Origin of the sequence: Halobaculum sp. XH14, from assembly GCF_032116555.1 — an archaeon.
Taxonomy (GTDB): domain Archaea; phylum Halobacteriota; class Halobacteria; order Halobacteriales; family Haloferacaceae; genus Halorarum; species Halorarum halobium.
In genome coordinates this window covers 1,621,446-1,638,478 of the sequence record NZ_CP134949.1, presented here as the reverse complement: position 1 = coordinate 1,638,478, position 17,033 = coordinate 1,621,446, and the positions used below count along the sequence as shown (strand labels likewise).

Annotated in this window: 18 protein-coding genes and 1 pseudogene; 9 read left to right on the top strand and 10 right to left on the bottom strand. The window is 68.6% G+C overall.

Going from position 1 to position 17,033, the window contains the following annotated elements; genetic code table 11:
* Positions 1-62 precede the first annotated feature (62 nt).
* On the top strand, positions 63-428 hold the full coding sequence (locus tag RJT50_RS08375) for a VOC family protein (RefSeq protein ID WP_313695844.1): 366 nt from the start codon (positions 63-65) through the stop codon (positions 426-428).
* 121 nt (positions 429-549) lie between these two features.
* Positions 550-1,854 carry a malate synthase AceB gene (gene aceB / locus RJT50_RS08370; RefSeq protein WP_313695842.1) on the top strand — a complete coding sequence of 435 codons (1,305 nt, stop codon included), beginning with the start codon at positions 550-552 and terminating at the stop codon, positions 1,852-1,854.
* Positions 1,855-1,979: 125 nt separating this feature from the next.
* On the opposite strand, the gene RJT50_RS08365 is transcribed toward aceB, so the two are convergent.
* Positions 1,980-2,840 (bottom strand): DUF7351 domain-containing protein, encoded by an 861-nt coding sequence (locus RJT50_RS08365; RefSeq protein WP_313695841.1) that lies wholly within the window; start codon positions 2,838-2,840, stop codon positions 1,980-1,982.
* 176 nt (positions 2,841-3,016) lie between these two features.
* Here RJT50_RS08365 and RJT50_RS08360 point away from each other — a divergent pair, with 176 nt between their 5' ends.
* The 3 genes from RJT50_RS08360 to RJT50_RS08350 all read left to right on the top strand — a co-directional run bounded on the left by RJT50_RS08360 (position 3,017) and on the right by RJT50_RS08350 (position 5,290).
* Positions 3,017-3,457, top strand: a complete 441-nt coding sequence (locus tag RJT50_RS08360; protein ID WP_313695840.1) for a DUF5788 family protein — start codon at positions 3,017-3,019, stop codon at positions 3,455-3,457.
* Between the two features lie 81 nt (positions 3,458-3,538).
* On the top strand, positions 3,539-4,246 hold the full coding sequence (locus RJT50_RS08355) for a fumarylacetoacetate hydrolase family protein (RefSeq protein ID WP_313695838.1): 708 nt from the start codon (positions 3,539-3,541) through the stop codon (positions 4,244-4,246).
* Positions 4,247-4,345: 99 nt separating this feature from the next.
* Positions 4,346-5,290 carry a D-2-hydroxyacid dehydrogenase gene (locus RJT50_RS08350; protein WP_313695836.1) on the top strand — a complete coding sequence of 315 codons (945 nt, stop codon included), beginning with the start codon at positions 4,346-4,348 and terminating at the stop codon, positions 5,288-5,290.
* A 46-nt stretch (positions 5,291-5,336) separates the two neighbouring features.
* Here RJT50_RS08350 and RJT50_RS08345 read toward each other — a convergent pair whose 3' ends face one another.
* Entirely contained in the window at positions 5,337-6,716 is a 1,380-nt protein-coding gene (locus RJT50_RS08345) for an NAD(P)/FAD-dependent oxidoreductase (protein WP_313695834.1), read from the bottom strand.
* A 96-nt stretch (positions 6,717-6,812) separates the two neighbouring features.
* Between RJT50_RS08345 and RJT50_RS08340 the strand changes: the two genes are divergently transcribed.
* Positions 6,813-7,769, top strand: coding sequence for a zinc-dependent metalloprotease (locus RJT50_RS08340; protein ID WP_313695833.1), 957 nt, complete (start codon positions 6,813-6,815; stop codon positions 7,767-7,769).
* Between the two features lie 101 nt (positions 7,770-7,870).
* Here RJT50_RS08340 and RJT50_RS08335 read toward each other — a convergent pair whose 3' ends face one another.
* Both RJT50_RS08335 and RJT50_RS08330 read right to left on the bottom strand, forming a co-directional pair.
* On the bottom strand, positions 7,871-8,110 hold the full coding sequence (locus tag RJT50_RS08335; RefSeq protein WP_313695831.1) for a hypothetical protein: 240 nt from the start codon (positions 8,108-8,110) through the stop codon (positions 7,871-7,873).
* The gene (locus RJT50_RS08330) at positions 8,110-8,490 is read right to left on the bottom strand and encodes a nuclear transport factor 2 family protein (RefSeq protein ID WP_313695830.1); all 381 of its coding nucleotides are present in this window, start codon (positions 8,488-8,490) and stop codon (positions 8,110-8,112) included. Before RJT50_RS08330 ends, RJT50_RS08335 begins: the two co-directional genes overlap by 1 nt.
* Before the next feature lie 87 nt (positions 8,491-8,577).
* Between RJT50_RS08330 and RJT50_RS08325 the strand changes: the two genes are divergently transcribed.
* Positions 8,578-8,940: a DUF7969 family protein gene (locus tag RJT50_RS08325; RefSeq protein WP_313695828.1), complete on the top strand. Its 363-nt coding sequence runs from the start codon at positions 8,578-8,580 to the stop codon at positions 8,938-8,940.
* A gap of 161 nt (positions 8,941-9,101) precedes the next feature.
* Here the strand turns inward: RJT50_RS08325 and RJT50_RS08320 are convergent, their stop codons facing one another.
* Genes RJT50_RS08320 through RJT50_RS08310 form a run of 3 tightly spaced genes read right to left on the bottom strand, consistent with a single transcriptional unit; the run spans position 9,102 to position 12,446 of the window.
* Entirely contained in the window at positions 9,102-10,616 is a 1,515-nt protein-coding gene (locus RJT50_RS08320; RefSeq protein WP_313695827.1) for an RtcB family protein, read from the bottom strand.
* Between the two features lie 55 nt (positions 10,617-10,671).
* A complete protein-coding gene (locus tag RJT50_RS08315; RefSeq protein ID WP_313695826.1) occupies positions 10,672-11,097 on the bottom strand; it encodes an archease in 426 nt (141 codons plus the stop codon).
* Complete coding sequence (locus tag RJT50_RS08310) at positions 11,097-12,446, bottom strand: DUF502 domain-containing protein (protein ID WP_313695825.1); 1,350 nt, start codon at positions 12,444-12,446, stop codon at positions 11,097-11,099. The genes RJT50_RS08315 and RJT50_RS08310 overlap by 1 nt, the downstream gene beginning before the upstream one ends.
* A gap of 117 nt (positions 12,447-12,563) precedes the next feature.
* On the opposite strand from RJT50_RS08310, the gene RJT50_RS08305 reads away from it, so the two are divergent.
* Both RJT50_RS08305 and RJT50_RS08300 read left to right on the top strand, forming a co-directional pair.
* On the top strand, positions 12,564-13,058 hold the full coding sequence (locus RJT50_RS08305) for a GNAT family N-acetyltransferase (protein ID WP_313695823.1): 495 nt from the start codon (positions 12,564-12,566) through the stop codon (positions 13,056-13,058).
* Between the two features lie 537 nt (positions 13,059-13,595).
* Positions 13,596-14,504: an alpha/beta fold hydrolase gene (locus RJT50_RS08300; protein WP_313695822.1), complete on the top strand. Its 909-nt coding sequence runs from the start codon at positions 13,596-13,598 to the stop codon at positions 14,502-14,504.
* Between the two features lie 200 nt (positions 14,505-14,704).
* Here the strand turns inward: RJT50_RS08300 and RJT50_RS08295 are convergent, their stop codons facing one another.
* From RJT50_RS08295 to RJT50_RS18750, 3 genes and pseudogenes are all read right to left on the bottom strand, one after another.
* Positions 14,705-15,763 carry a class I SAM-dependent methyltransferase gene (locus RJT50_RS08295; RefSeq protein ID WP_313695820.1) on the bottom strand — a complete coding sequence of 353 codons (1,059 nt, stop codon included), beginning with the start codon at positions 15,761-15,763 and terminating at the stop codon, positions 14,705-14,707.
* A 299-nt stretch (positions 15,764-16,062) separates the two neighbouring features.
* The gene (locus tag RJT50_RS08290; protein WP_484494640.1) at positions 16,063-16,632 is read right to left on the bottom strand and encodes a transcriptional regulator FilR1 domain-containing protein; all 570 of its coding nucleotides are present in this window, start codon (positions 16,630-16,632) and stop codon (positions 16,063-16,065) included.
* Positions 16,633-16,815: pseudogene (locus RJT50_RS18750) on the bottom strand (helix-turn-helix domain-containing protein); the annotation flags it as partial. It abuts the gene before it with no gap.
* Positions 16,816-17,033 lie beyond the last annotated feature (218 nt).

Below are 17,033 nucleotides of genomic sequence, written 5' to 3'. Positions count from 1 at the left end.
GCGGGGAAGGGGTGTTGCCGCCGCCGGAACGGGTATGGGTTCTGGGCCTGTCGTGGCCGACGATGGGATTCCTGCACGTCTGTTTGAACGTCGCCGACGCCGACGCCGCGGCCGACTGGTACGTCGAGAACCTCGGGTTCGGGTATAGCTGGGAGTTCGAGAGCGGCGGGACGCGGAATGTCTACGTCGCGGACGAGGACGGAGTCGAACTCCAGCTTTCCGACACCGAGGGCGAGGACGAGTTCCACGAGGGGACCGGCGTGGACCACTTCGCGGTCGGGGTCGACGACGTGGACGAGGCGTTCGCGGCGATAGACGACCACGGCGTGGTGGAAGAGCCCGGCGACAACAACGCGGCCGGGGCCCGAACGGCGTTTCTGAAGGACCCGGACGGCCACGTCGTCGAACTGGTCGAGCCGCTGGAGTAGTCGATTCCGGGCGGGTTCGGGCGCCGACGCACCCCGATTCCCGGTCGGTCGTTCAGTCGGGCAAAACTGTGTCCATGATTAATGTTTATGATGATTCCGAGCCACGGTCGAAACGACCGACATGAGTACACAACGGCAGTACGAACGCGAGTTCGTTCGAACGTTCTTCACGTCTCCGACCGCGGTGAAGGGGGAGGACGACTCCGCCAAGATGATCCGCAGCGCGGCCGGACTCCGCGGGCTCCAGGCCCCCGACGTCTGGGTCCCCGACAACGAGGACGCGACCGCGCCCGCCATGCGTGAGGAGGGCGTCGAGAACATCGTCGAGGTCGTCGCCGAGCACGGTGCCGAGTTCCCCGGCGAGATCCACCCCCGCGTCGTCTGGCACCGCGACAGCCCCACCACGCGTCACTCGGGGTTCCAGCAGATCATGGAGATCGCCGACCCCGACAACGGCGCGGTCGAGCACGTCGACGGGTTCGTCATTCCGGAAGTGGGTGACGTCGACGACTGGAAGAAGGCCGACGAGTTCCTCACCATCGTCGAGACCGAGCACGGACTGGAGGAGGGGAGCCTCTCGATGTCCGTGATCGTCGAGAGCGGCGAGGCCGAACTCGCCATGGCCGACCTCCGCGAGGAGATGGGCAAGCCCTCGAACAATCTCGAACGGCTGTTCATGCTCGTCGACGGCGAGGTCGACTACACCAAGGACATGCGGGCGATGACGCCGACCGGCGAACTGCCGCCCTGGCCCGAACTCCGGCACAACACCTCCCGCGGTGCCAGCGCCGCCGGCCTGATCGCCGTGGACGGCCCGTACGACGACATCCGCGACGTCGAGGGCTATCGCGACCGGATGCGGGACAATCGGGCCAAGGGGATGACCGGCATCTGGTCGCTGACGCCCACACAGGTCGAAGTGGCGAACACCGACCCGCTCCCGCCGACAACCGGAAGCTGGCTGCTCTCGGTCGGGGACGACGAGGTCGACCTCCCCGCCGAGGGCGACCGGGCCGTCTACGACGGCGAGGACCTCTCGCTGGCGGAGACCGACGACGGGTACGTCCTGGGTGTCGACGGCGACGAGCACGAACTGGACGCCGACGGCCTGCACGAGGAACTGCTCGACCGCATCTCGTACGTGCCGAGCATGGACGACATCGTCGACTCGATGGAGGAGTTCGAGGCCGCAAAGGAGGCGGGCAGGGGCGCGATCGCCATGACCCAGTCCACGACGCTCGTCCTCGACGGCGTCGAGGTGGCGTTCAGCACGGATCGGATGTGGGACGAGGCGACCTACCAGGCGGCCCAGACGCCGATCACGCTGTTCCAGGACGTCTACGAGCACCGACCCGACCAGCACGCGGAACTCGAGGAGATGTACGGCCCCGACGTCGTCCAACGGGCGATGGACGTGGGGAACTGAGACAGTATCCACGGTCGACCGCCCCCGAGGCGGCCGCCTCGAACTTCCTTGCCGAGCCACCGTGGTCCCCGACGAGTCCTCCCCGGGGAGCACCCGCGGGCGGACGGGGACGGTCCCGTGGGTTCTCAGTGCGCGCGCGGATTCGTTCGGGTGACGGATCCATCGCCGTCGACCGTCACGTCGAACGTCGTGTCTTCGTGCGTGATCTCGACTCGGAGCCGAAGCGGGTCCGTCGAGACGACGGTTTCGCTACCCGGATCACAGAACTCCAGCGTCCAGTGGGGTACCGACCGGACGTCGACGTCGTGGTCCCGGTAGAAGGAGACGACGTCAGGGTGGCTGATCAGGTACCCCCCGATCCACTGGCCGTGGCGAAACTCGCACCGCTCACACCGGCCATGGTAGTGGTACCGGTCCACGTGCCGTGGGTGTGGTTCAACCGTCCCGTCGACGTAGCCCTGACACTCCGAGCAGATTCCGTGTCGCAACAGGGCACCCAACCGGTTGACCGCGAACGCGACGTGTTCGACGAGTCTCCCGTCGGGGTGCGTCTCCAGCAGTGCCGGCGAGATGGAGAATCGGCGCTCGTGATCCTCTGCCCCGCACGTGAGTCGGAGGACGCCGCTCCCGTAGACGAGCCGTACCGGATCACCGCACACGTGACAGCTGCCCGGCGCCTCGACGGGACCCCACGCGTAGTCGGGATCGAGATCGCCGGTCGCGACGGTCGCGATCGCTTCCATGCCGGTTCGCGTGACCCGATAGCCCGGATCACCCTTCTCGATCAGCGAACCGAGCCGATCGAGGTGGTAGTTGAAGTTCCCCGTGTCCCGGATTCCGACTGCCTCCCGGAGTTCGGCGTACCCTACCCACGGATCCGTCGGATCGTCGCCGGACGCGCCGGCCAGGCCTCGAAGGATTTCCCGTCGAGTGGTGTTGCTGACGGTGTCGAAGAACGCATCGTCTTCGGTCGGGGGCTCGGTCATTGGCCGACACAGTGCACCGGATGCGGTAACGCTTGTGTCAGCGTCCTTTGAGTATCGAATTGCTCCGAACGCTTACGTGTCGGCCGGCGGCAACTCTGTCACACGGTGGACGGGTTCCGTCCCCCGGGCGATACGTCGTCCGGGGAGGGAACGTCCGTCGACACGGTACCGAGACGATGTCCGACGAATCACTTCCCGACGGAACGCTGACCGAACGTGAGCGGGACGAACTGCTGGAGAAGGTGTATCGGGGGACCTCGACGCTGGGGGAGCGAATGCCGGAACGCATCGAGATCGACGGCGAGACGGTCCCGCTCCGCGAGTGGTACGTGTCGATGGCGGATCGGGACGACGTCGCGGAGGACGAGGCCGCTCGTATCGAAGAGATCCTCTCGTATCTCCGTCGTCGCCGGATGGCGCTGATCAAGCGAATCCGGACGGGGACGATCGAGTACGAGGCGGGCGTCACGATCGTCGAGGAGGTCCACGCGCTCGACCGGGCGATCAACGCCATCGAGTCGCTGTCCGAACCCACGTACGAAGAGGCGGTTCGACGGGAGCGGATCGCCTCCGCACGGGAGTTGGTCGATCTGATGCGCGAGTTCGGGAACCCGTGAGAGGGGGCGCCGACCGAACGGGCAGCGCGTTCGTTCGGCCGGACCGGGAACTACTTTCACGGCGGGTCGTGACCGCAGCGTATGCGACTCGCACGCGCCCGGACCGAGGACGGCGTCAGGGAGGGGGAGTACCGCGAGGGCCGACTCCTGACCGACGACGCGGACTACCAGGTGTCCCAAGCGGACCTCCTCGCGCCGTGTGACCCGGACGCCCTGTTCTGTGTCGGCCGCAACTTCGCGGCGACGCTGGAACAGATGGACTACGAGCGGCCCGAGGAGCCGGACTTCTTCATCAAGCCGCCACACTCGCTGCTGGGCCACCGCGACCCGATTCCGTACCCCGACTGGACCGACGAACTCACCTACGCGGGAGAACTCGTCGCCGTCATCGACGAGCCGTGCGAGTCGGTTTCGCCCGAAGAGGTCCCCGAGTACGTGCGCGGCTACACGATCATGAACGACGTGGATGCGCTCGATCAGGGGGGCCGCACGGCCAGGAAAGCGTTCACCGGCTCGGGACCGCTCGGCCCGTGGCTGGAGACCGACGTCGACCCGACCGGCATCGACGTGCACACGGACGTCGCCGGCGAGCGACGACAGGAGGCGAACACGGAACTGATGCTGTTCGACCCGTACGAGGTCGTCTCGTTCCTCTCGGGGCGGTTCCGGCTCCGCCCGGGAGACGCGGTCGCGTTCGGCAGCCCCGCGAACCCCGGGCTCGTGGAGCCGGGCGACACCGTCGAGATCACCTACGAGGGCGTCGGGACGCTGGTCAACACGGTCCGATAGCGCCGCCCGTTCGGGCAGCTCTGCCCGCCGATCCGCCCACTTGCGGCGGTTCGCGCCGCCCCCGGCGCGACTAAGTGACCCCGCGTCGTGGCCTCGCGCATGCGAATCCTGGTCACGCGGCAGAAGATCCACGGCCACGCCGCGAGCGAGTACGCCGAGACGCTTCGGGAGCGACTCCCCGGACACGAGGTCGTCCTCGCCGAAACGCCGGTGGAGGAGCGCGAGGCCGTCGTCGACGCGGACGTCGTGACGGGGCAGGGCTTCACGACGGCGTCGCTACTCGAGTCCGCCGAGTCGCTCCGCCTGTTCGCCGGCGTCTACGCCGGAACGGGGCACCTCGACCTCGACGCGTTCCGCGAGGCGGGGGTGGCCGTGACGAACGCTTCGGGCGTCCACGGGCCGAACATCTCCGAGTACGTGATCGGCGCGCTGGTCACGATGGCACGGGACTTCCGCCGGGCGACGCGCCAGCAGGACCGGCGCGAGTGGCGAGCCTACCCTTCCCGGGAGCTCTACGGCTCGACGGTCACCGTCGTCGGGCTGGGTGCCATCGGGCGGGCGCTCGTCGAGCGGCTCGACCCGTTCGGCGTGGAGACGCTCGGCGTCCGCTACTCGCCGGAGAAAGGCGGACCGACCGACGAGGTGTTTGGCTTCGACGAGTTCCACGACGCCCTCGCGCGGACCGACTACCTCGTGCTCGCCTGCCCGCTCACCGACGAAACCGAGGGGCTGGTCGACGCGGACGCGATCAAGACGTTGCCGCCCAACGCGCGGCTCGTGAACATCGCGCGGGGTCCCGTCGTCGACACCGACGACCTCGTCTCGGCGATCCGGCGGAACCTCCTCGCGGGCGCGTTCCTCGACGTCACGGACCCCGAACCGCTCCCCGAGGACCATCCGCTCTGGGGGTTCGAGGACGTCCACATCACGCCGCACAACGCCGGCCACACGCCGCAGTACTTCGAGCGCGTGGCGGACATCCTGGCCGGCAACGTCGAGCGACTGGCCGCCGGCGAGGCGGAGTTAGAGAACAGGGTCGTCTGAACCTCCGGACTCGTTCGGACCGTCGAAACGTCGCGCTCCGGGACGGTCAGTACACGTACTCGTCGGCGCGCAACTGCACGTATCGTCGGTTCCTGAACCCGCGCTTGTGCCACTTGTACGCGAGGAGCAGCTTCATCGCGCCCCAGCCGGCGGAGAATCGCTGTTCGAACATCTCGTAGCCGCTCGATCCGGCGAGCATCTTCCTGCCCGTCCTGAACGCGCCGTCCCAGTCGCTCGGCCCGTAGTCCCGACACAGCTTCGCCATCGTCACGTTCCGCAGGACCTCCTCGCCGATGGCGTCGTGCCAGCGGTCGTTGTAGGCGGAGAGATCGCCGTTCGCGGCGAGTTCCCCGGCGATCGTGCCGGTCCTGACGGCGACGTGGTCGCCGCCCTCGTGGAACGCGGAGGTCGCGCCCATCGCGCCGCCGGTGACCGCGACGCCGGCCTCGACGGGCGACTCGATGGGGTTCGTCGAGGAGATCGGGTACGTCTCGGTCCCCTTCGACTTGCCCGCGTCCTCGATCAGCGGGAAGTCGGTCTCGACGTCGTACTCGTCGCCGTACTCCCGTTCGAGGAGCCGCCGGACGTACTCGGAGCCCGACGGGATCCGCTCGTCCTCGGGGCGGATGAGCGCGTACTCCTCGCGGTCCTCGACGGCGTCGAGGTCCATCCCGATCGGCATCGTCAGCCCGACCCGGCACACGCGCTCGGCGTTCGGGAAGATCCAGGGGTAGGCGGTGTGGCCGGGCATCACGCCCCACCAGAACTTGATCGCGCCCGAGACCTCCTCGTACACCTCCTCGGGGAACTTCCGGTACTCCTGATAGGCGATGTGGTTGTTCTCGGTCGATGCGAGCCGCTCCGAGGCGGACTGGTCGGCCGGCAGGAACCGGTCAAGCACCCGGTTCGTCACCGTCCGCTGCGGGCCGTCCGCGAGGACGAGAAAGTCCGCGCCCACCTCCTCCCCGGACCCGAGCGAGAGGACGTGTCTCGGCTCGCCGTTCCGATCCGTTTCGACGTCCTTCACCGACGCCTGCACGCGGTACTCGGCGCCGGCCTCCTCCGCGCGGTCGCGCATGAAGTCGTCGAAGCGTGCGCGGTGCATCGTGAACCCGAAGCCGTCGTAAGTGGACTCGATGCCGGTCGCCCGCAGCGTACAGGCCTCGTTCGGGCCGATGAACTCCGCCCGGTCGAGTTCCTGCTGGAAGACGCCGTCCGGGAACTCGTCCGGGTGGATGCCCATGATGTCGACCCAGTAGTCGAGGATGCCCGCCGCGTCGGTGGAGTCCGGGCCGGGCCCCTCGCGGTCCGCACGCGGCACCCCCTTTTCGAGCACGAGGGCCGAAGCTCCGCCCTCGGCGGCCGCGTGGGCCGCGGCCGAGCCCGCCGGTCCCCCGCCGACGATGGCGACGTCGACTCGTTCCATACGGCATACGGGGCGACGTTTCGGTATTAAACCCCCCGAACCGATCGCGGGACCGCGCGGGACAAGGCCTATCCGCCGTCGCCGCCGACTGACGGTATGGACATCACGCGGAGCATCCGGGCGATCGCGGACGCGGCGGATGCTCCCGGCGGCGTCATCGACTGGGCGAGCGTCGCGGAGGCGGCGAAGGGGGGCGTGGAGCCGGGCGACATCAGGATGGAGCCCGCCGAGCAGGAGGCGATCGCCGCGGACGTCCGTGCGGCAAGGGACGGCCTCAGGGCGGCGAGCGGCGTCGAGTTCGCGCTTCCGGACAGCGTCGAGGTCCAGAGCAGACACCACTGGATCGACGCCAACGTCGCCACGTTCGAGCGCGTCCTTCGCCCGCTGGAGGACCAGGCCGGCGGCCTGTTCCCGGGCGTCGCCCGCTCGGTGAACTCCGGCACGATGGCGGTGACGCTCGCGTTTCTCGCCAGGAACGTCCTCGGTCAGTACGACCCGCTGCTGCTGGCCGACCGGGACGACCACGGCCTCTACTTCGTCCGGCCGAACATTCAGCGCGTGGCGGTCGAACTCGGCGTGGGCTACCCGCGGTTCCGCCGCTGGATCGCGTTCCACGAGGTCGCCCATGCCGCGGAGTTCGCCGCGGCCCCGTGGCTCTCCTCGTACCTCGAAGCGCGGATGGAGGAGGGCGTCGAGGCGCTCGCCGCCGGCAGCCTCGACCGCGACGCGTTCTCGGAGCTCAACACCGCGATGACCGCCGTCGAGGGGTACGCCGAACTCCTGATGGACCGCGCGTTCGACGAGGAGTACGCGGACCTGCGCGAGAAACTCGACGAGCGCCGCGGGGGCGGCGACCCGCTGACCCGCCTGCTCAAGCGCGTGCTCGGGTTCGAGATGAAGCGGGAGCAGTACGAGCGCGGCGCCGCCTTCTTCGAGGCGGTCGCGGACGAGCGCGACCTCGCCACCGCGACGCTCGTCTGGGAGGACCCCGACAACCTTCCGACGGAAGCGGAGTTGAACCATCCGCAGCGCTGGCTTTCACGCGTCGCCTGACCGGACCGACCGACGGTCGCCGCGCTCGCCCGTCTCGATCCGCACGGACCGGGAGCGAGAATCGACCCGTACTGACCGTGAGTGAGAACGGACCGGGTGCGTTACCGTGGCGGCGGCCGCCGTTCCGGCGGTTGAAGCTCCCGAAGCAGTCGCAGGACGAACCAGAGCAACGCGACGCCGACGACCAGCGCGACGACGACGGCGACGGCGGTCTGGACGAGCGACGCGTCGGCCTGGAGCGAGACGAGCGCCGCGGACGCGCCGACGAGGAGCACGAATCCGCCCTTCAATCGCCTGCTGGCCAGTCGCCGGTCCTCCTCCGTCATGGACGGGCCGACCATCAGCGGTCGACCTCCGCCGAGACGTGCATCCCGAGGAACTTCCAGGTCGACTCCCCGTCGACCCGCGTGAGCGTGCCGCTCCAGCGCGTCCGGTAGTCGTGCTCGGCGAACGATTCGGCGTCGAACCAGGCCATCCGCACGTCGTCCGAGAACGCCGCGTGTTCGCCGCGGTCCACGACGCGGAGCGCGTCGCTCTCGAGCGTCCAGTCCTCGGTCGTCCGGGTCTGTTCGCGGAGCCCGCGTGCTATCTCGGCGTAGCCGGTCAGCCGTTCCCCGACGCCGAACTTCACGACGTCCGGGGACTCGACGAAGAACCGTGCGAGCGGGTCCCCGTCCCGGACGGCGTCGTAGTAGGCCCGGACGGTCTCCTCGGGTGTCATGGCCGTACGCTGGGTCGCCGGGGGCTTGAAAACCGCGTTCGACGCGCGCCGACAGGGCGAAGTGGGTCGGCCGCTTCCCCGGTGACCATGGGCTTCCCGGTGACGTACTACTGCCCCCACTGCGAGGCGCTCGTCGAACTCGAACGGGAGGGGTATCTCGACGACAAGGCCGTGACGCCGTTTCCGTTCGAGGGGTGGGAGTACGCCGCGCCCGACGGGGCGTTCGAGGACGCCGACGGCGTCCGGTTCACCTGTGGCCGGGACGGGACGCTGAAGGCGGACGAGAGCGGGTGCGGCGAGTCGTTCTACCTCTCGTTCGTCCGATTCGTCGACGGGGAGGAACTCGACCCGAGGCGCCAGAGCAAGTACGTCGAACTCGCGGAGCGAGACGACTCACGTGGCCCCGGAGGTCCGGGCGGACCAGACGGGCCGAAGGGCGGGTTCTACTGACCCGAGGGTTCAAACCGGAAGCCGGGACCAGACCCCCCCGTGACATTGCCGTCGCCGGGGGTCGCACGCGATTGCGCGGGACCACGACCCTCGGACGCCATCGAGGTCGACCGCCGGGAGCCCTTTCGGTCGATCGTCGATGATCGAACCGGTGCCGCCTGTCAGCCCTTGATGTTGCAGACCGGATAGGTCCGGACCACCTTGTCCCCGATGCCGAGGTCGTCGCTCACGCGGACCACCTCGTCCACGTCCTTGTACACGCCGGGTGCCTCCTCCGCGACGGTCGCGCCCGACTGGGCCTTCACGTAGATGGCGTTCCCCTCGCGCAACTCCTCCTGGACCGTCTCCCCCCAGAACTCCTGTTTCGCCTGAGTCCGTGACATCACGCGCCCGGCACCGTGGGCGGTCGACCCGAACGTCTCCGCGAGCGACCGCTCACCGCCGACGAGGACGTAGCTGCCCGAACCCATGCTGCCGGGGATGATGACCGGTTGGCCCACGTCGCGGTAGGCCGGTGGGACCTCCTCGCGGCCGGCCGGGAACGCGCGCGTGGCCCCCTTCCGGTGGACGTACAGTTCGCGCTCCTCGGTTCCGACGACGTCGGCCGTGTCGCCGCTGACGGCGGTGCCGTCGGCGTCGACCTCGACGTCGTGGACCTCCCGTTTGGCGATGTTGTGTGCCACGTCGTAGAGGAGTTCCATCCCGAGGTCACCGTGGTCCGCACCGAAGACGCGCTCGAACACCCGGCGCGTCCGGTGGGTGATGAGCTGTCGGTTCACCCAGGCGAAGTTGATCGCCGCACACATCGCGCCGTAGTACTCCTCGGCGAGCCGCGAGCCCGCCGGAGCCGCCGCGAGCTCCTTGTCGGGCAGTCGATCCAGCAGGTCGCCGTGTTCCCGCTCGATCTTCCGGAGGTAGTCCGAACAGACCTGGTGGCCGAGCCCGCGTGAGCCGCAGTGGATCAGGACGACGATCCGGTCCTCGCGGAGCCCGAACGACTCCGCCACCGCGGCGTCGAACACGTCGGTCACGCGCTGGACCTCGAGGAAGTGGTTCCCCGACCCGAGACTCCCGAGCTGGTTCTTTCCGCGATCCTTCGCCTTCTGGGAGACGAACTCGGGACGGGCGTCGGGCCGATGGCCCTCGTCCTCACAGTGTGCGAGGTCGTCCTCGGTTGCGTACCCCTCGTCGAGCGCCCAGTCCATCCCGCGTTCGAGCACCGCGTGGACGGTGTCGATCCCCTCCTCCACGACGCCGCCGCCGCCGAGCCCGGAGGGGATGTTGGCGAACAGCGAGTCGACCAGTTCCTCCTCCCGACCGGCGACGTCGTCGTAGGTGAGATCGGTCCGGACCATCCTGACCCCGCAGTTGATGTCGTAGCCGACCGCGCCCGGCGAGATGCAGCCGTCGGCCGTGTCGGTCGCGCCGACGCCCCCGACCGGAAAGCCGTACCCCTGGTGGCCGTCGGGCATGCAGACGGCGTACTTCGTGATCCCGGGGAGGTGGGTCGCGTTCTTCAGCTGCTGGAGCGTGTCGTCGTCGCCGATCTGTTCGAGGAGCGGTTCGCTGGCGAGCACCCTGGCGGGCGCGTTCATCCCGCCCTCCTGCGGGATCTCCCAGACGTGCTCCCGGACCTTCTCGAGCCGGATCCCGTCGAACTCACGAGTCTCGGTCATTACGTGACATCGGCTCGGGCGAGGGAAGAGCGTTTCCGCTCGCCGCGTCCGCGAGTCACACGTCGAAGACGACGTACGCGCGCCAGCCGTCGGCCGTCTCCCCGAGTTCCATCTCGGAGTACGTGACTGCCTTCACGTCCCTGGCACCCGCCGCCGCGGCGAACGGGACGCCGCGCGCGCTGGCCTCGACGACCCACTCGTCCCGGTCCGTCGATACCGCAGCGGCGTTGTCAACCGGGAGCACGCTCCGGACGTCGCGTTCGTAGATGAGCTGGTCGAGGTAGTCGAACAGAAGCGCCTCGCGGCTCTCGGCGCGAACGCTGAACGAGAAGCGGTCGCCGACTTCCGGGACGGATTCGGCCATCGCCGCCGCGAGCCCGTCGGCCACCGCGCCGAACGCCGCGTCGATGCTCGGCCCGTCGGCCTCGACGGCGACGTCGGCGGTGTGCTCGCGGAGCGTGAACGTTCCCGCCGGATCCATCAGGCGTCCCCGTCGCCCTCGTCCTCGTCGTCGCCGTCCGATCCGTTCGACGCGAGTTCGCTTTCGTCGGTGATCTCGGCCGGCGGCGTGTCGGTCCGCTCCCGGTCCGACTCCGGGCGATCCGCGGCGGCCGCCGGGCGATCGGTCGTCCGCTCGCGCTTCTCGGGTTCGCGGTCACCGATCTCGGCGGGCTCCCGGCGCTCCGGCTCGCGGCGTTCGGCCGGCCGGTCGGCCGCGGTTTCCGGACGCGAGCCTTCGTCGGTTCGAAGCTCCGCCTCGCGGTCGGCTTCGGCCGCCGGCCGTTCGTCCTCGTTTTCGGTTTCCGGGTCGTATCGGCCGGCTTCACGCGCCGGCGTCACCGTCGTCTCCTCCCTGCCGTACAGCGAGAACGGCTGCTCCTCGTCGTCGAGTTCCTCGAGGTCGTCCTCCGGATCGTCCCGCTGTGCGCGGGTTCGTCTGGCGATGTCGGTCGGGGTCGTCGACTGCTCGGGCGACACCTGCCGGTCCCACTCGTCGTCGCGGCTCACGTCCACGTCGTCGTCCCGACGCACGTCGTGGGAGTCGACGTCCGGGTCGAACTGCTGGTCCGCGTGTTCGACGCTGGAGAGCTCCCGCAGCTCCGACTCCGAGAGCCCGCTCGACGTCGCGGAGCCCTCCGACACCGCCACGCCGCTGGTGACGACCGCGCGGATGCCCTCCTCGACGGTCATGTCCACGTCCATCACCTTCTCGGTGGGCATGTGGACGAGGTGTCCGCCCATGACCGGATTCGGCGCGAGCGGGAGGAACAGTGTCTGCATCTCGGGGTGACCCGCTGGCTCTCGCAACGCGTCCGGCGTTTCGGTCGTGAGAAACCCGAGCGTGTAGGCTCCCTCGTGCGGGAACTCGACGAGCTTCACGTCCCGGAAGTTCTGGGTGTCCTCCTCCAGCATCACGTCCGACATCTGTCGGAACGACTCGTAGACGGAGCCGACCGCGGGGATGGCCGCGATGGCAGCGTCGAAGTAGCCGATGGCGACGCCCCCAAAGCGCGTCGAGTTCACGAACAGGCCGACGAGGAAGATGAGCGAGAGGAGCACGACCGGCGTCGTGAGCTCGATGACGCTCGCCCGGTCCACCGTCAGGAACCCGAAGTTGCCGACGGGGATCGTGAACTGGGTCTCCTGGCTGAGCCCGAGAACGCCGTCGGAGACGAGATCGAGGTAGGTGTAGACGTACTGTCCCGCGACCGCGAGGACGATGGCCGTGATGAGCAGCGGCACGACGACCGCGACCCCCGTGACGAACGCTCCCCGGACCGTATTCCGAAGCGAGGTCCCCACCGTCCGGGGCGACCAGTCCCGTTCCATCACGTGCAACGTGGAGAAGGGGGTCCAAAACGGTTCTGCCTGGGTGACCCGGGTCCGGGACCGCGTCGATCGCTACCGACGGTGGAGTTATATCCCCCTCACGACAACCGTGTGGTAGTGAGCGTCAACGTCGAGAAGCGCGTTGACAGGCCCGGAGACGCCACCCACGCGGGGGACGCCTGGGCCCTGAAAGAGCGCATCCGTGCGAACGAGGGCGTCCTCAAGCAGCGTCGCGGTTTCTTCACCGACGCGTACCGGCGCTCGACGACGTACCTGCTCTACGAGGAGACTCCGTTCCACGAGGACGACGAGACGCTCGTCGCGTTCGCCTCGGTCCGGCGCGACGGCTACGTGCTCTTTCTCGCCGTCGCGCCGGAACGCCGCGGGAGCGGCTACGCCCGGCGCCTGATCGCGGACGTCGCCGAGGCGAACGGCAGCGTCACCTGTCACGCCCGGACGACGAACGAGGACGCGCTCGGCTTCTACCGACACGTCGGCTTCGAGGTCGTCCGCCGCATCGACGACTACTACGAGGACGGCGGCTCGGCCTACTACCTGCGGCTCGGTGAGGACGGCGGCATCACCGGCCGGCTCTCGGACTTCCTTCGATAGCGGCCGCCCGGAGGGGGGCGTGAGTCGGTAGCCCCTTGTGCTCGGAACGCCTATCGCGGAGTGCGCGCCTCTAGTCCCCGCCCGAGTTCACCCGGCAGGGTGCGATGACAGCGCGGAGAACCCGGGCGCGCGACACCGGTCGCGTCAGCGGCCCGGCCCATCGTCGGCCGCATCCGACGACACCGCCCGGCACGAGGGTTTCCCGGCCGACTCGGCACGCCGCCAGGGATGAGGTCGGACGTTAGTGTTCCGGGCGCACATTTCGATCCTGCTGGTAGTGACGTCTGTGAACGTCTCGGAGACGTCATCTCCAGAACCGTCGAGCAACTGACTCGCGTGAAGTGTGCCGGCGGTTCGCCGCCTCGTCCGGGAGGTGGCGACGGCGAAGGGCTGGAACGGCGACTCCGGTGGGTTGCCGGGGTTGCACGTCGCTGACGAACGCGGCCTTCGGCTCCATCAGACACGGCTCGAAAAGCCGGGTGCTACCGTCCGCTATTTACGCTTTCCCGCCCTCCCAGGTACGAGGAGTGCTACCGCATGACGGACTTCAGGGCGGCACAGGATCGAGTGTTCGAGGAAGCGGGCATCGAGGCGGAGTCACGATACGTCGACCTCGACCGACCAGGAGTCAGAACTCACGTGCTCGAATCCGGCAGGGAGGAGAGCGACGACGTCCCCGTTTTCTGCGTCCACGGAACTGGAGCGTTCGGGGCACTGTTTTCCCCGTTGATCGCCAACCTCGACGGCGCATGGACGATCGCCATCGACCGTCCGGGGTACGGCCTCAGCGGCGACTTCACGTACGCTCCCAGAACCACGCGAGAAACCGCAGTGACCGTTCTCGAAGAGATCCTCGACGAACTCGAGATAGAACGGGTCAATCTCGTCGGCAGTTCCGCAGGCGGGTACTGGAGCCTGGTGTTCGCGTTAGCCCGACCCGAGCGGGTCCGTCACCTCACGCTGCTCGGAAGCGCCCCCACGCTCCCGGGAACCCGCCCCCCGCTTCCGCTCAGGTTGTTTTCGATGCCCCTGTTGAACCGAGTGGTAGCCGGGCTCGGAGACGCGAGCGAGGCCGACGTCGTCGAAAATCTCGAAACGTTCGGTGAAGGGGGGACGATCCGGAACTATCCGTCGCTCGTGCAGTTGTTCGTGGCCCAGGCCCGGAATCCGCGGTCTGACCACGTCGAAATCAGCGAGTTACGCTCAGTCGTGCGGCTTCGCGGATGGCGTCCCTCGACCCGGCTCCGGGAAGACGAGTTAGCCGACGTCCGATCTCCCACCCTCGCGATCTGGGGTGAGAACGATTTGCTTGGGGGGCCCGACGCGGTGCGCTCCGTCGTCGGCCGGATTCCGAACAGCCGCCTCGAGACGCTCGATGCCGGGCACCTCCCGTGGCTGGGGCATCCGGGACGGTGTGCGGAACTCGTTCTCGCTCCGAGACGGTGAGTGGTCACTGAAGCACGGTTCCGGAGGAAGGGAACTCCCCCGCCGTCGAAACTCGTCCGGTCGTGTTCCGGGCGGCGTTTTCACGCGGGAGCGACGTCCCTCCTGAGTTCCGCCTCAGGACCTGCGAGCGGTGATGGGACTTCGTGGGGAACTCCCACCCCGTCTCCCCGCGAGGATACCCGGTCGCCGCTCGTCGTCATCTACGGTTTTGCTTCGAACACGAGCTTCATGGGCGTCTCCGCCGCCCGGCGGAACCGGGCGAAGCCGCCGTCAGTGACGGCCTCGCCGATGCCGGCCTCGCCGGCCTGTGCCCCCAGCACGTGCTCGGCTTCCTGGTCGAGCGCGCACGGCGTGCAGATCAGCGTCGAGATGGAGTAGGCCGCCCGACCCATCGGATTGAGGTTGTCCTCGACGCGATCGTTCGCGAAGAGTTCGACGATCATCCACGTGCCGTCGTCAGCGAGCGTGTCGCGGACGTGCGCCGCCACATCCACGGGGTCGCCCATGTCGTGGAAGGCGTCGAACGTGGCCACGAAGTCGTACCGTGCACCGTCGTACGACTTGGCCGCCGCCGCCTCGAAGCGCACGCGGTCGGCGACGCCGGCTTCCTCGGCTCGCCGCCGGGCCGCCGCTATCGACGGTTCGTGGGTGTCGACGCCGACGAACGTCGACTCGGGGTACGCCTCGGCCATCAGGATCGTCGACGCGCCGTGGCCACACCCCACGTCAGCGACGCGCCCCCCGGTTTCGAGCGTCGCCTCCACGCCGTCGAGCGCGGGGATCCACTCGTCGACGAGGTTCGCCGCGTACTGCGGTCGCCAGGAGTGCTCGATGGCGTGAAAGAGGTCCTCGTCGTGTTCGTGCCAGCCCACGCCCTCGCCCGTGCGGAACGCTTCCGCCAGCCGTGGTTCGATGGTCGCGGCCGACAGGGCGACCCGAAAGTTATCCACCATGAACGCCGGGCTGGTCTCGTCGGCCAGCAACGCGGTCTGTTCGGGGGTGAGGCTGTAGCGGTCGGTCTCGGGATCGTAGGTGACGTACCCGCCGGCCGCCTGCGAGCGCAGCCACTCGCGGACGTACCGTTCGGCGGTGTCGGTCTCCTCGGCCAGTCCGGCCGACGTGAGCGGCCCCGCGTCGGCGAGCATCCCGTACAGCCCGAGCTCGTCGCCGATGACGACCAGCGGCGCGTGCGCCGTCGCTCCGAAGTCACTCAGGGCCGTCTGTACGTGTCGGTTCAATCGTTCTCGGTCGAGTGCCATGATCTGTCTCGGTGGTGCCGTCGGTCGGCCGGGTTCGGTACCCGACGAGCGACTTCGGTGGCGAGCCGGGTATAGCCATCCGCTGGAACCGTTTCACGCCGTGCAACGCGAACTCACCCTGCAACACGAATCCGCTCTGCAGCACACGCTCCACCCAGTAGCACGCGCTCCACTCGGCGTCGAGTGTTCTCCGCGGAGAGGACGGCCCGAGAGTGAGGCCGTCCCGGACAGTCGGGTTCGACGGACGTCCCGGGAGCTCGCGACCCGGTCACGGATCCGCCGTCCTGTCAGGATTACCGCTAGGATTCCGTTCGAATGGATTCCCGATCGCTCTCGAGGGCCGACGCGGTGAGTCTGGTCGCACCGTCCCGGTGCTCCGCGAACGTCTCCGTGAGGTGGTCGAGGAACTCGGAACCGTCGGATTCGATCACGCCGACGTTGACGTCCCGATCGTCGGCGACGATCAGATAGCCCGTCCCGTCGTACACGCCCCCGGGCTCGACGTCACCGTCGGAGACGAACACCGTGGAGCGGTCGGCGGCGACGATCTCCTCGAACGGCTCGGCATACGATGACGCCACCACGGATTCGATCACCGCCGGCGTGGTCACCAGCTCGCACGTCTGCGTGCCGTCGACCACTGCCTCGTGTCTCGCCTTGATGCACGGCTCGGGGAGCCGATCCGCGAGCGTGCTCGTCGTGGCCGACTCGCGCTCGATCTCCAGCACGCGGGCCATCGGCGCCATCGGGTCCTCGGGGGTCGCCGCGGTGATCCGCGCCCCGGTCAGGATCTCGAGATCGAACCGGACGTCCAGTTCGCCGAGCGGAAACCACGGGAGCAGCGCCCGCAGATCGCCCGCAGTCCTCATCCGGTCGTGAAGCTCAAGGAAGGCTCCCGAGACGTACTCCCCGAGCGGGGTCGACGCGTATCGGTTCCCGTCCCTCCCCACCCAGCCCCGTTCCTCGAAATCGCCGAGCAGGCGACTGATCGTGGCTTTCGAGGCTCCGGTTGTGCTCCGTAGTTCCGACCTCGTGCGGGGACCTGCCGCGAGGGCTTCGAGCGCGGTGGATCAGTTCTCCGAGTCCGCCAGAAAGCGGACGTCCTCGTGCGGAGTAGACATGAACCAAGGACGGTCGACACCCACATAACCCTACTGTCAGGGTGTACCATAGCCTCGAGCGCGTATCGACCGTTCGGAGAACGTTCCACGCGGCCGCCGGTCGTCCGCGTCGGTGAAACCACGGGGCCCCTCCCGGCCTTCGCCCGGGG